Annotated in this window: 11 protein-coding genes and 2 pseudogenes; 3 read left to right on the forward strand and 10 right to left on the reverse strand. The window is 39.5% G+C overall.

Translation table 11 applies throughout. The features are described from left to right. Nucleotides 1-184: 184 nt before the first annotated feature. The 3 genes from G6Q48_RS09630 to G6Q48_RS09640 all read left to right on the forward strand — a co-directional run bounded on the left by G6Q48_RS09630 (nucleotide 185) and on the right by G6Q48_RS09640 (nucleotide 4,309). Nucleotides 185-1,747: a xanthine permease gene (locus G6Q48_RS09630; protein ID WP_102138771.1), complete on the forward strand. Its 1,563-nt coding sequence runs from the start codon at nucleotides 185-187 to the stop codon at nucleotides 1,745-1,747. 81 nt (nucleotides 1,748-1,828) lie between these two features. After that, nucleotides 1,829-2,779, forward strand: coding sequence for a carbamate kinase family protein (locus G6Q48_RS09635; protein WP_102138770.1), 951 nt, complete (start codon nucleotides 1,829-1,831; stop codon nucleotides 2,777-2,779). Nucleotides 2,780-2,920: 141 nt separating this feature from the next. Further along, complete coding sequence (locus G6Q48_RS09640; protein ID WP_102138769.1) at nucleotides 2,921-4,309, forward strand: amidohydrolase family protein; 1,389 nt, start codon at nucleotides 2,921-2,923, stop codon at nucleotides 4,307-4,309. Nucleotides 4,310-4,377: 68 nt separating this feature from the next. On the opposite strand, the gene G6Q48_RS22780 is transcribed toward G6Q48_RS09640, so the two are convergent. The 10 genes and pseudogenes from G6Q48_RS22780 to G6Q48_RS09690 all read right to left on the reverse strand — a co-directional run bounded on the left by G6Q48_RS22780 (nucleotide 4,378) and on the right by G6Q48_RS09690 (nucleotide 14,058). Next, nucleotides 4,378-4,632: a phosphopantetheine-binding protein gene (locus G6Q48_RS22780; protein ID WP_166266086.1), complete on the reverse strand. Its 255-nt coding sequence runs from the start codon at nucleotides 4,630-4,632 to the stop codon at nucleotides 4,378-4,380. Between the two features lie 8 nt (nucleotides 4,633-4,640). After that, entirely contained in the window at nucleotides 4,641-6,215 is a 1,575-nt protein-coding gene (locus G6Q48_RS09650) for a hypothetical protein (protein ID WP_166266088.1), read from the reverse strand. 75 nt (nucleotides 6,216-6,290) lie between these two features. After that, complete coding sequence (locus G6Q48_RS09655) at nucleotides 6,291-7,241, reverse strand: hypothetical protein (protein ID WP_166266091.1); 951 nt, start codon at nucleotides 7,239-7,241, stop codon at nucleotides 6,291-6,293. A 56-nt stretch (nucleotides 7,242-7,297) separates the two neighbouring features. Next, nucleotides 7,298-8,626, reverse strand: a complete 1,329-nt coding sequence (locus G6Q48_RS09660) for a type III secretion target, IpaC/SipC family protein (RefSeq protein WP_166266093.1) — start codon at nucleotides 8,624-8,626, stop codon at nucleotides 7,298-7,300. 20 nt (nucleotides 8,627-8,646) lie between these two features. Further along, nucleotides 8,647-10,560, reverse strand: coding sequence for a type III secretion system translocon subunit SctE (sctE, locus tag G6Q48_RS09665; RefSeq protein ID WP_166266096.1), 1,914 nt, complete (start codon nucleotides 10,558-10,560; stop codon nucleotides 8,647-8,649). Between the two features lie 35 nt (nucleotides 10,561-10,595). Next, nucleotides 10,596-11,090, reverse strand: a complete 495-nt coding sequence (sicA, locus tag G6Q48_RS09670; protein WP_102138765.1) for a type III secretion system translocator chaperone SicA — start codon at nucleotides 11,088-11,090, stop codon at nucleotides 10,596-10,598. Between the two features lie 111 nt (nucleotides 11,091-11,201). Beyond that, a pseudogene (locus G6Q48_RS23190) lies at nucleotides 11,202-12,307 on the reverse strand (EscU/YscU/HrcU family type III secretion system export apparatus switch protein). Nucleotides 12,308-12,324: 17 nt separating this feature from the next. Beyond that, nucleotides 12,325-13,119, reverse strand: coding sequence for a type III secretion system export apparatus subunit SctT (sctT, locus tag G6Q48_RS09680; protein ID WP_102138763.1), 795 nt, complete (start codon nucleotides 13,117-13,119; stop codon nucleotides 12,325-12,327). Further along, nucleotides 13,116-13,388, reverse strand: a complete 273-nt coding sequence (gene sctS / locus G6Q48_RS09685) for a type III secretion system export apparatus subunit SctS (RefSeq protein WP_004262998.1) — start codon at nucleotides 13,386-13,388, stop codon at nucleotides 13,116-13,118. The genes sctT and sctS overlap by 4 nt, the downstream gene beginning before the upstream one ends. Before the next feature lie 13 nt (nucleotides 13,389-13,401). After that, a pseudogene (locus tag G6Q48_RS09690) lies at nucleotides 13,402-14,058 on the reverse strand (EscR/YscR/HrcR family type III secretion system export apparatus protein). Nucleotides 14,059-14,061 lie beyond the last annotated feature (3 nt).

Consider the following 14,061-nt stretch of genomic DNA (forward strand, 5'->3'; position numbering starts at 1 on the left):
AAAAACTACTTTGTTGCGGCTTAAAATGAGTAAGCAGTTACCCAAAATAATTTAAGTTGCAGCAAGGCGGCAAACGAGGATATCTCAGGGAGCATACTTCAGTATGTGACCTGTGTAGCCGAGTGTAGCCAACACAGTTGCAGCTTAAAGTATGATGGGTAATGACGGGTATGGGAGAATACTTATGAGTATACTAAATATTAAATGGAAACGTGGGGATTTGGCCGCCTACTTCGGCTTAATGACCAATAACCTAACTAACCTACTCACCATGATGGGTCTCTTGATTTTCGTTGTCGGCATCCCATCAGAAATTGTTTACGGCCGTATCGCTCCTGCCTTTGGTTTCGCTGTTTTACTTGCCAGCGTAAGCTACGCTTACTTTGGCCAGCAAATGATAAAGCAAACTGGGCGCGATGACGTAACAGCTCTTCCATCAGGCCCGAGTGCCCCCTCTATCTTTACGGTGACGTTCTTAGTCATCATGCCTGTCTACCAGACAACACAGAATGCCGAATTTGCGATCCAAATCGCACTAGTTTGGTGTTTTGTCGAGTCAATGATCCTCGTCGGTGGTTCTTTCTTAGGTGAAACCATCCGTAAAATGATCCCACGCACCGTACTGTTATCCTGTTTGTCCGGTTTAGGATTACTGTTACTGGCGATGAACCCGATGCTGCAAGCGTTTGAAGCACCAACGGTTTCATTCATTGTGCTGTTATTAATTTTCATTAACTGGTTTGGTAAAAAACCGATTTTTGCTCGCATCCCAACAGGCTTATTACTGCTAATTGCTGGTACCGTACTGGCATGGGCTTCCGGCTTGCAAAGTGCAGAAGCAATCAAAGATTCAATGGCATCATTTGGCTTCAACCCACCAGGTATCCATATTGATAGCTTCTTTCAAGGCCTTCCTCACGCTCTGCCTTACTTAGCGTCTGCGGTGCCACTTGGCTTAGCAAACTATATCTTCGACCTTGAAAATATTGAAAGTGCGCATGCTGCTGGTGATGAATATAATACTCGTAAAGTCATGTTAGCTAACGGCTTATCATCTACTGTCGGTTGTTTTCTGGGTAACCCATTCCCAGTAACCGTTTATGTGGGTCACGCGGGTTGGAAAGCGATGGGCGCAAGCGTGGGTTATACCTTAGCATCCGGTATCACCATGTTTATCGTCCCACTATTCGGTATCGGTGCCTTTATGTTAGCGATTATTCCAATGACCGCTATCGTGCCAATACTGGTGTTTATCGGGGTTGTCACCGCCAACCAAGTGGTACGAGAAACGCCAAAAATTGAAGTCCCCGTTATCTTTATCTGTCTGTTCCCATGGATTGCTAACTGGGCATTGACGATGGTTAATAGTGTTATGGGCGCGGCAGGTACCTCTGCAAGTGCAATTGGTGTTGAAACCTTGTTACACAAAGGGGTTTATTACCAAGGTCTGGTTCATTTAGGTAACGGGGCACCTTTAGCCAGTATGTTGTGGGGCTGTATTGCTATCTTTGCTATCCTCAACCAGCCACTGCGTGGAGCTATTGCTGCTGCAGCGGGAGCAATATTAGTCTTCTTCGGAATTATTCACTCCCCAGCGGTCGGAATTGCCACCGGTTCGACCTTGATGTTTGTTTACGCATACCTCATGATGGCGGCTTTGTTTGTACTCAAGCACTTTTTAGATAGCCGAAAATCTGTGGAAGAGCAACAAGCTGAAAAATCTGAGAAACTCAGTAAGTCAGTGTAATCCAGCACACTTTACAGGGTCGATGTACTCAACTCAGTACACCGACCCTCAGTTAACTCTCTGTATCAGGATACATTAACAATGAAAGAACTCGTGGTTGTTGCCATCGGGGGCAACAGTATTATCAAAGATAACAACAGCCAGTCTATCGAAGCTCAAGAAAAAGCCGTTCAAGAAGTCGCACATCATATTAGTGACATGCTGGAAGGCGATTACAACATTGTTTTGACCCATGGAAATGGACCCCAAGTTGGATTAGATTTGCGCCGTGCTGAGATTGCACACGAAACCGAAGGTTTACCTTTAACACCACTGGCTAACTGTGTGGCGGATACGCAAGGTGGAATTGGCTATTTAGTTCAACAAGCGCTGACTAACGTCTTAGCAAAACGCCATAACCGCCAAGCGATTACGGTAGTGACACAAGTTGAAGTCGATAAAAACGACCCAAACTTTAGCGCGCCTACCAAGCCGATTGGGGCATTTTTCACTGAGCAACAAGCCCAGCAATTGCAGCAAGAAAACCCAAACTGGCATTTTGTTGAAGACTCTGGCCGCGGTTACCGCCGTGTGGTGGCCTCCCCCGAACCAAAACGAGTCATTGAATCACAAGCTATCCGCACCTTAACAGAACACAATTATGTGGTGGTTGCTGCAGGTGGTGGTGGTATTCCAGTCATTGACAACGGCAATGGTGGCTACAAAAGTGTTGACGCGGTGATTGATAAAGACCTCTCAACAACTTTACTGGCGAAAGAGCTCAATGCCGATATTTTAATTATCACCACAGGTGTCGAAAAAGTGTGTATTCACTTCGGCAAACCTGAACAAAAAGCACTCGGTGAAACCAGCACCCGCGACATGCAGCGTTATATGGAAGAAGGCCATTTCCCTGCGGGTAGCATGTTACCGAAGATTGAAGCCAGCCTATCGTTTATTGCCAATGGTGGTAAACGCGTGATCATCACCACCCCTGAAAAGCTACCAGAAGCCTTACGCGGTGAAACGGGAACCCATATTATTCAAGGGTAAGTTTCTATAATCTGGATCATGCGAATTTTTTGTTAATCGCAAATTGCAGTATCCCTCAGATCGTTTAATGACGATCTGAGTGGGTAAGTGTCGCTTAAAAACAGGAAATTCGACAGTAAATGGATATCACTAGGAGTTTCTATGAAAGCAGAAAAATCATCAGGCAGAAGAGAGTTCCTTTCCACCAGCGCTAAAGTCGCAGCCGCTTGCACTTTATTCGGCGCGGTATCGGGCTTTGCCTCCGCTCAAGGCCAAACTAGCCAAAAAGCAGGCCTATCCAGTATTACGGATAAACATTATTACCTCGATGACGTATTACTCGAAACTGGCTTTAATTATCAGGACTCAACGGTCGTCGGCACCCAAACCGCATTACATACGGTAGAAATCCGGGACGGTAAAATTGCAGCTGTTTTACCGAATAAACAGCATGCAGATGGCACATTAAATGCCTATAGTGCGCAAGGTAAACTGATGCTACCGGCCTTTCGTGACATGCATATCCACCTTGATAAAACCTTCTATGGCGGGCCATGGCAAGCACCACAGTCACGTGAAGGCAAAACCATCATGGATATGATCGCGTTAGAGCAAAAATTGTTACCTGAATTACAACCCTTCACGGAAGAAAGAGCAAATGCGCTGATCGCACTGATCCAATCCCAAGGATCAACGATTGCGCGTAGCCATTGTAATATAGAGCCCGTTTCCGGTTTAAAAAATTTAGAAGCCTTACAAAAAGTGCTTGGTGAACACCAACAAGACCTCACTTGCGAAATTGTCGCCTTTCCACAACATGGCTTATTACACTCCAAGTCAGAAGGTTTAATGCGTGAAGCCATGCAAGCAGGCGCTCATTACGTTGGCGGTTTAGACCCAACCAATGTAGATAGCGCGATGGAAAAGTCCCTCGATTCGATGTTCCAAATTGCGTTGGACTACAACAAAGGCGTGGATATTCATCTGCATGAAACGAGCCCAGCAGGCGTTGCCGCCATCAATTATATGATTAAAACAGTGGATGAAAACCGCAGTTTGCGCGGTAAAGTAACCATCAGCCATGCCTTTGCACTGGCAACACTCACCCCTGAACAAGCGGAAAAAACGGCAAAACAGTTAGCTGAGCAACAAATCACCATTGCCTCTACCGTCCCGATTGGCACACTGCATATGCCACTGAAAACCCTAAATAAAAATGGGGTATTTGTGATGACCGGAACGGACAGTGTGATTGACCATTGGTCGCCCTTTGGCCTAGGCGATATGCTAGAAAAAGCCAATTTGTACGCGCAGCTGTATACTCGCCCTGATGAGCTATCGCTATCCCGTTCACTTGCCATCGCAACAGGCAATATTCTGCCGTTAGATGAAAAAGGCCAACAAGTGTGGCCAGCTAAAGGGGATGATGCCAGCTTTGTGCTACTCGATGCATCTTGTTCTGCCGAAGCCGTCGCACGGATCTCACCAAGGTTCGCGACTTTCCATAAAGGCCATTTAGCCCACGGAATGATGCCAAAGTCTGCAGCATAATGATAAAAGAATAGCGCCTATAGGGGCTATTCTTTTATGCTTCGGTTAAATACCGTGGCCTTCTGTTTTTATTTGACACTCAATAGGTACTCGACAATGTCGAGTAAATTATGCCATTTCATCCAAACTGCATCGTGAATTGGCTGCTCTGTATACTGCTCGATAGCCGCTATCAACTCTAACATTTCCAGCGAATCAATATGGACATCACGGATCAACTCAGAATCTATCGTAAGGGCCTTTTCGATGCCCGAATAAGTCCGTATGAATTGAATTTGCTCTGAAAGCCATTGCCAGTGAATGTCTGTTTGTTCATTTTTCAATTGGTTTCTCACTCTGGTGTGGTGTAAGCGTCTTTCTTGCTTTGGTCACGCGTTAACGCACCTCTTTCAGTTAACGTCACTGGCTTACCCGTATTTGGAATATGTGAGTAAGTATCCACGACTGTTTTAACTGCTTCACGGTCGCCTTGGTAGATTGCCTTATCTGATAAATTACGGGTGAGTGCGCCATTTGCCGATAATGTCACCGCTTTTTGATCTTTTTGCTCTTTGAGTACCCAGCGGTTATTTTTGTCCTTTTGATAAGTATTAGGTGAAAACGTAGTTTCCTGCCTTGAAGGTGCTGAATAGTTCAGCTGCTCCTGAGCAATAGTATTTGATTTCCTCACTAATAAAGGCCGGGATTCCAAAAGGGCTTCTTGTCTTATTGGGTCTACATTAGGCTTTGTTTCTTTGGCTGCATCTTTTATCCCCAATAAAACATTAAAATCTATTGCTGGTTTTTTATTCATTCCATCCAGTGCCATATCATCTATCATTTGTTGATCAGCGACTTGACCATTTTCTTGATTGTTACCTTCAACCTGCTGCTCTTTAGGATCTACATGTTTATCATTTGTATTTGTATTTGTGTTTGCAGTCCCCTGCATCACATTATAGATATTGTTAAAGTTAACCGTTATAGGTTTAGTTGGCGGAGAGGGCGCTTCTTTGTTGTCATCAGAAATACTTTCGTTACCACCATCCACGCTATCCTCTGGTTTGATCTTTTTATCTGGATTTGGAGCTGCCGTATTTTCAGTCTCATCATCCGTTTTTATAGAAACAGTTAACTCCTTCATAGTTTCAAGATACTGTTCCACCCCCGAAAATATAATATCTAGCTGTAAGTGTTTATCAACTGATCCATCAGACTTATGTTTTTTCAGCTGATTTTTCGCTTCCATAATTAATTCATTTTTTGTGTTAAAAAGAAAATTAACAAATAATTTATCGATCGGGAATTCTTCGATGGTTTTTTCAGTTAACAAAGATGTTAATTTTTCTTTAGCTTTAGGCTTAACATATTTATTAAAAAGACGTTGAGACAAATCATAAATATTTCTTTCACTCCAGATATTATTAAAAGGCATTGCTTCAAACACTTCTTTCAATGATTTAACCATCTGCTTAGTGTCTTTACCACTACTATTATTAACTTTCTTAATTAACTTTGCCATACAGTCTAATATATTTGACTTTTTAATTTCCTCATCAGTTAACAATGTCAAAACAACAAATATATTTTTAGAAATATATTGCAACTCTTTTTCTTCTAAATAGCCATCAGCCCCTAAATTTTGGGTTTTGGTTATCATTTCCAAACTAATATCAGGGTATTTCTCGCTTAATAGCGATTTAACTATATTCGCCTGCAAATCCTGATTACTAGGATGCAACCCTTTATTATCACCTGGAATATCATATATTTTATTAATACCTTTTTCTTTGACAGGAAAAAGAGCTTCCTGACCTGTATTATTAACTGAATTTATATTTCTTGAAAATAGTTTATTATTTTCAGGTGCAGATAATGAATTATTAACAGGTGACATAGGTATATTATTACGTTCAATGTTCATCATCACCTCTCCTTATTGATTAATATAAAATTAAATAAAAATCAAATTTCACTCTATAGGCAAAATTCAATTCTGACATTACATATTGACGTAGCCATTATTATATTGCTGTAAATCTTTATAGAGTTGAATAAGTAACTGGATTAAGGTTTCAAAGTGGCTATTATCTTGTCGAAAGGTTTCTAATAAACGTGATACTGAGCTATTAATCGCATTTTTTTGACTATCAATGGCTGTTTGTAAGCTTTGGAATTCTTGTGACAAAATATCACTACCATGCCAAATACCAGAGGTTCTACGAACTATTTTATAAGTTTCCTGGATATATTCTAAATCCGGGTAAATTTGAATTTTTTGGTCGTGCTTCCTAACAACAAACCCCTGACCATCCAGTTTTTTTTTCCAAAAAGTGTACGCCTCAGGTGTGAAGTCAATACTTAATAACTCGTTAGTCTCTTTATATTTAACATCCCAATTATTAAAATACGAACCATACCCACCATCATCTGGATAATGCTTATTTGTATACTTTGATAAAATTTTATCGATCGAGGCCAGATATTCCCCTGGTTTAAAATGAATTTTATTATCATCCCCAGCGGAAATATGACGACTAATAGTACCCAATGCCATGTTCATATCTTGCATATATTGAGTTGATGCTTTCACTAATTCACCGTATTTTTTCTGATAATCCGTATGAATATTATCAATCAACCCAGTCAGCCCATTAATATGCGAGCGGCCATCTTCGAGAGTTTCCACTCTTCTTGTCGCTCTTAATGCCTTAGCCTCCGCATAAGTATCATTCACATATTTATTTTCGAGTTCCAGAGTATTCGCTCTAAGCTGAATCTCTTTAGGAGAATGATTTTTCTGTTGCTGCTGATAAGTCTCTTCTGGCACCGAATATTGAATTTGATTTAATTTATCAAGGATTTGTAGATAGAGTTGATGTAATTTATCAGACGCAGTTTTCTCCTCATGAATGGGAATTGGTTCTTGCTTTGTCGGAACCAATTCCGTCATCGGCTGATATTCAAAGAAACTATCTAGACTGCTACTATTACAGCAACCCATAGCTTTTAGCCTCTTACCATACTTTGCATTGTTCTTAGGCTACCTTCACGAATTTCACGTAAATGCTCTTGCATTTGTTTCGCAATATCCTGGCTCTTATCAATTTGTTTATCTTTATCGGAGTAAACTGAACGTGCAGTGTCTGCCACGGATTGTTCAATCATTTTATCCGCTTCTGCCGATTTCACATTAACTTGATTTGACGCTGTCGCTAATTGACCCGCGTTATCTGACATTCGAGAGGCTAGCTCTGCCACGCCCATTTGCACGCGAGATTTGTTCATGACTTGCTCGTGCTTTTCATGCTGTGACAGCCCCAAATCTTTCGTACGTTTGCTTGCTTCTTCAATTCTTTGGCTTGCAAGATTCTTTTGACTTTGTGTCGCTTGATTACTCAGCGTCACTGTTGAGCCATCTTTCCCCACTAAACTCAAGGTATTCGGTTTCGTTACATCGCTTCCCACGTTGCCATTTAACCCAGATAACTTACTTGCACCACTGATGTTTTGGTTTCCTGGTATTAAGTTATTTTTAATCGATTGGTGTTGTTGGCGCAGCCCTCTTGCTTGGAAAGCGCTGCCCGCAGCAGTAATCGCGAGAGAAGTAAAGAAGCCCATCATCGCGCCTTTAAATGTTTCTTTCCCTTCACGAATTGTTGAGTCTGCAGAAGCTTGTACCATTTTGGCATTTAATTGCAGAAATTCCGCACTAATACGCCGGTCTGAAATATTGATTTCTGCCATCACTTTGCGGATAATTTTCGACAGCTCCACCAGTAAATCATTACTAATAATTCCAACAAACGAGTTATTCTTAATACTATCAATAGGTTCTTGACCTTTATTACCACTATCAACCCGCCCTGAAGGTGAATCTTTGAAGAAACTACTGGCAATCAAAACTTGAACGGCTTGGGACATTTGTTTTAAATCAGCTTCATCTGGTAACTGAGCATCTCCAATAAGCTGTTCAATATGACTTTTTTCTTCTGTTAACACCTTGCCAATTGCCTGCTGAATATTTTCTGGCGTTAGTGTTCGGAAGGTATGAAGATCATCCAATGTGGCTAACTTATCGGAGTTCGTTAACGCAGAAATATCCGCAAGCATCTGGTCATCATGTATTGAAAATTGAGTTACTTTTAATAATGGCTTGTCCATCTGCATCTCAGGCCCTGATGCCACGGTGTGCACATCATTTAATTGCACTCCCTGCAGTAAAGGAGTGGCTACTGCTTTTGTATTACTGTTAGTTACTGGGGAAACGTCACCAAAATTAACAGGATTACGACGTAAAACGGGATTACTTAGTTCTGATTGAATATTAAGACTCATTTGATAAATTCCTATATTAATTATGCAAAGCGGGCGGTTTTCAGTGTATTGGCTTTCACTTGACCTGAATGATTTAATGACGTCAGCATTCCACTGAACATTTCCTCAGATATTTCATAATGTTGAGACATGGATTTCAATAAGCTTTTTAATAATTCATCCAGCGCTTGAATGGTTTCATTGTTAAGCATCATCCCTGCAAGCATTTCTTTCATATCTCTAATTTGGCCCGCCGCATGCAAATTTAGCCCTCCGGTTGTCGCCGCATTCGCAACCGTTAATGCCGCTCCGGTTCCCTTCATTCCTACTTCGAGGCGAGCCGCTGCAACACTTTGAGTTTTAACCGTGTTTACGGTTTTATCTGAGTTTTTAGTGATACCCGTGACATTGTCAGTTTGGTCTGCGACTTTATCTGCCGCTTTCGCAATATCTTTCATGTCATCGGCTTTTTTAGCGACCTTAGTGGTGGTTTTTACGGCTTGCTGTAAGTCATCAATGCTATCTGCCAACTTGCTAAACTTAGTAAGTACTACCATGTCATCTGCCGATTTCCCTACCTTTCCGGCTCCATTTGCGATATTACCTAAGGCACTCATCAAACTATTTGGCATCGACTTAATGATGCTTTTCAATAATGTCCCTGCATTTTTAGCCAGCATTTTTACTACCTTGCCAGCAACATTACCGATGTTTTTCACAAAAGATGACATAGAAGCTAATGAGAGGGCTAGGAATGCGATTGCGGCCAAAATCATTCCAACAATACTCCCAATTTGTTTCGCTTTTTCCTCAGGAACACCAAAAGCCATCAACATGTCGGTAACAGCACTAGAAATTTCCGTTGCTAGCATCTGCATAAGGCTACTTTGCCCCGTTTCTTCTAAAACGATATCAGCCACTGAAATAGCAATACCGATAGCAGCAACTGCAAGCGTTAATGGTGCAGCGGCGCCAAACGTCGCAACGGTGGCGATAACAGACACGGCAAGCATCACATAACTAAAAATTTTACTGGCACAAGAGGCCGCTTTGTTTGCTTCATCAGCTTTACGCTGGGCTTCTTCCGCTTCTTTGGCCTTTTTATCTGAGTCTTTTCGGGTAGCTTCATTGATAGTTGCCATCACTTCTTCTTGCTCTTTCATATTACGAATCGAATCTTCATTCATCGATTTTTTCAGCTGAGCTGTTAGCATCGTGAGCAATGCCAGAGTGTTTTCCCATTTTTCACCATCAACCTCAACGCGGCGTGGTGCTGTTTCTACAAATTGATTGAGTTTCTTGGCATCTTCATTCGCGTCTTTCGCATAATTACCAGCTAACTCAAGCAAGTTATCAATTTTAGTCCCTAAACTGGTAATCTTTGTATTTTCCGCCTTAATTTGCAGGCTAATCTCTTCTTGGTTGCCGCCTTGCTGAGACTGAAGACTCGCTAAACGCTCTTTACTTTCAACACGTTCTTGTTTTAGCGCATTAACTTCATTATTAAGTTCGCTGGCTTTATTCGTATTATTTGAAAAAGAATTTAATAAATCATTCCCTTTTTCTCGAAGTGAATTTGATTCTATATTCAACAATTGGAGACGATTAGCTAACTCACTAATATTTCCTTCATGTAATAATTGGCGTAATGTTGAAAGGCTCTCAACGAGTACTGAAGATGCGTTAAATCCTTTTTCCTTTAGTGATAGTTTTTCCTCTTTTGCCGCGGCTGCCTTGAACATAACGGATAAATTGTTTTTGGGTGCCGGTAACTGTGGTGCATTCTCAATGCGGCTACGCTTCATCTGCTCTGCTGACGTTAACTCCTCACACGCCATTTCCAAAACCAATACCGACTTGAGGCAATCATCCCCTAATCCAATAGGATTACTGCCTTGTAGAAATGTATGAATATTATTTATTCGTTCATTACTTGAATTGGTAATTTGAACCATATAATTTCCTCTACTTCATATTAGGTTTTTATTTTCTAAACTTGTTTTTCTAGTTTCTTTTCCAATGCGGTTAAATAAGCTTGAGATTTATTTTGTAAATCAACATCGGTACTACTTTTTACAACGCTCTCAAAACAATGAATTGCCGCACTACTTTTTTTCATCATTAAATTACATTGCCCTGCATGAAAAAGTGGGCGGTAATCATTTTTCGCCAATACAAATGCGAGAGCATATAATTCAGTTGCTTTGTCATATCGCTTCGTTAATTGATAGACAGCCGCCAGCCCCATCACATAGTCTGTATTATAGAAATCATAAATACTTAAAAATCTAAAAAAAGTTTCTGCTTCTTTTAATTTACCTTGCTGATAGAATTCGTATGCATAGGAATAAATGCCATCCATTGTGCTCTGTGGGATCCCGTGAATATCTTTATAAGTCGCCCCATCCATTAATGCAGACGTGATATTATCAAGTAACCCTTCCATGTCAGCGCTTTGAAAACACTCTGTTTCCGTATTATTCATATATTTACCTTATTGTTGATATGCAATACATAACGCACACTTTATGCTTGCATCATAATTAACCCATTTAGTTCTTTCTTTAAAAAAACGATTTAAGTAATAAATAAATTATTAATTAAGAGTGCTATTGTTTTGTGAATCCATCTCATTTTCAGCCATTTGTTCCAACGCTTTATCAATATCGATGCCCATTTTTACTAATTCTATACGCATCAACCATGATATTATTTGCATAACATCCTCTAAACCTTTTTCATCGATAAAGCTGTCATTCTTATATGACCGCCATATTTGCCTTGCTAGGACTATATCTCTAATAACTGGAACACCTTGTTGCTTTGCGTATTTAATAATTGCTTTTGCTTGCAGGCCTTTACTTTTAGAAAATAAAAAAGGTAATGGTGCAATACTGGAGTCATAATAGATAAGTAATGCAATATGCGTTGGATTTGCCATTACAAATGTTGAATTACGGACATTTGATTTAACCTCTTCCGACAGTAATTCTTGATGCATTCCTCGACGCGCACTTTTTATATGAGGATCTCCCTCATTATCTTTATATTCTTTTTTTACTTCTTGCTTCTCCATTTTTAAATTCTTAATATACAAAAAGAACTCAGCTATTGCGTCAACTAATATAATTATTAGGGCAACCGCAAGAAAAACCACAATAAATGTTACACACAGGTCAACCCATTGACTAATAACCCCATTTATCATAGTTCGGTAGAGCATAAAAATATCTTTCCGCCAAACAATAAAAAAGACAAGTGTTGACACAATAAAGACAATCAAATACAGAATAGCCTTAATTGATTCTTTCAATGAGTTTAATGAAAATATTTTTTTAAACCTGAAATTGGGTTTAATTTGGTAAAATCAATTTTTATTGCTTCGCTAGCCAATCTAAATCGACTTTGCAATAAAGAAATTATCGTACCAGATAAAAAACAAACAAATAGAACGGGTAAAACAATACTTAAAAATATTGTGAAAAATTGCCAAAGTAATGCATCAATTTTTATTTCCGTTGGAGATAAAAATATTTTACGCATTAACCCACCCAGTTCATATAAACTAGAGATGCCATCAATAACGAATGCACTTACTACTAATACAATTGCCGCAACACTATCTTTGCTCTTAAAACTTTGCCCTTTTTTAGCTGAATCTCTAATTTTTTTATCGGTAGGCTTTTCTGTTTTTTCAGCCATATTTATACTCGTAGCAATTAAGAGGAAATAAATACATCTCGTAGCGGTGAAATTGAAATCATATTCACTAATATGTCAGGGACTTCATTATGAAAATAAAGTAAAAACACACAAAATGCGATGATTGATTTTATTGCCAAAGATAACGAAAACGCATTTAATTGAGGGCAAAAACGCGAATATAACCCTAAAGCAACCTCTGTAATAAATAATGTCACTAATATTGGTGCAGTCAAAACAACGCCATTAACTACCATCTTATTTAACCACTCCCCTAAAGGGAGGCTATTAAATGAAGTAAATCCATGAGCAAAGGGTAATAACTGATAGCTTTGTGCGAATATATTAGCGAGTTGATACATTCCTCCCTGAGCTAAAAATACCATACAAGTGATATGACTCAATAAGACCGCCAGCTCTGATGCTTCTGAACCACTTGCCGGATCAACAATACTACTAATAGTTTCACCCCGCTGTGTATCGATTAACTCGCCAATCACATTGGCTATCATAAAAGGCAAAGCTAATATCAAAGCTAATACGAGTCCAATCGAAATTTCATAAATAAATACATCAACGAAGTTAATTTCATCCCATTGTATTTCATAAGAAGAAAAAAAGGGCCATAAACCTAACGCAATATAAGCCACTACGCAGTTTTTAATAATTCCACCATTGAGTAGTTTATTACTTAAGAAAGGCAATAAAAACATCACCGGTGCAATTCTTAACCAAGCTAACGCTATTTTTATCAACCCCTCTTGAAAGACAAAATAGAGTGAGGACATCAGCGATAGTATTTCTTGGTTCATCCGAATAGCCCAATAGCGGGGATCGCTGCACTTAAGGTTTCTAATGCAAAATTCATTACCTTATCGGATAACCAACCTGAGATCATAAATAGCGAACCAAAAACAGCTAATAATTTTATACCAAAAGGTAAGGTTTGCTCTTGAAGTTGTGTGACGGTTTGCAGCAACCCTACCAATAACCCCACCGCAGTCGCCACTATTACGGGTATTGCAGATAATATAACGATTAATAACATCGTTTTATTACTTAAATAAACAATTTGATCCATAATATTATTCGCTTTAGTGCTGCGCTAATTCAATGTACTGCATCACTAACCCTTTAGAAATTAGTGACCAACCATCAATTGCAACAAATAAAATTAATTTAACTGGAATAGAAATTGTCACTGGACTCATCATCATCATACCAAGTGCCAATAGAATACTGGAAATAACTCAATCAACCACCACAAAAGGTAAATAAATATAAAAACCAATTTCAAAGGCTGATTTAATCTCACTTAATGCATAAGCAGGTAATAAAGAAAACAGTGTAGCTTCGCCTTCATCAGCAGTCACATCCTCTTCACTTCGACCTTGTTGTATTGATTCAAAAAATGTTACTAACTGCGGATCTGAATATTTTTTCAAATAAGCTTTGTATCCCCCCAATCCATTATCAACAAAATTATCGATTGACTCGGCATTACTAAAATCAACATGCTCTTGTCGCATATGATTATTCACATCCTGTAATACTGGCATCATGACGAAAATAGAAAGCAGCAATGCAATGCCATTTAAAACCATGGTAGAAGGAACTTGTTGGACCCCCATTGCATTACGAACCATAATTAATACAATAGATATTTTTAAATAACAGGTTCCCGCAGCAATAATAAATGGTAGTAATGTAGAGAATGCGATAATCGCTAATAATGGAATTCCATCTGGTATTGT

Origin of the sequence: Providencia sp. M-27, from assembly GCF_011077905.1 — a bacterium.
In the GTDB taxonomy this organism is placed as follows: Bacteria; Pseudomonadota; Gammaproteobacteria; order Enterobacterales; family Enterobacteriaceae; genus Providencia; species Providencia huaxiensis.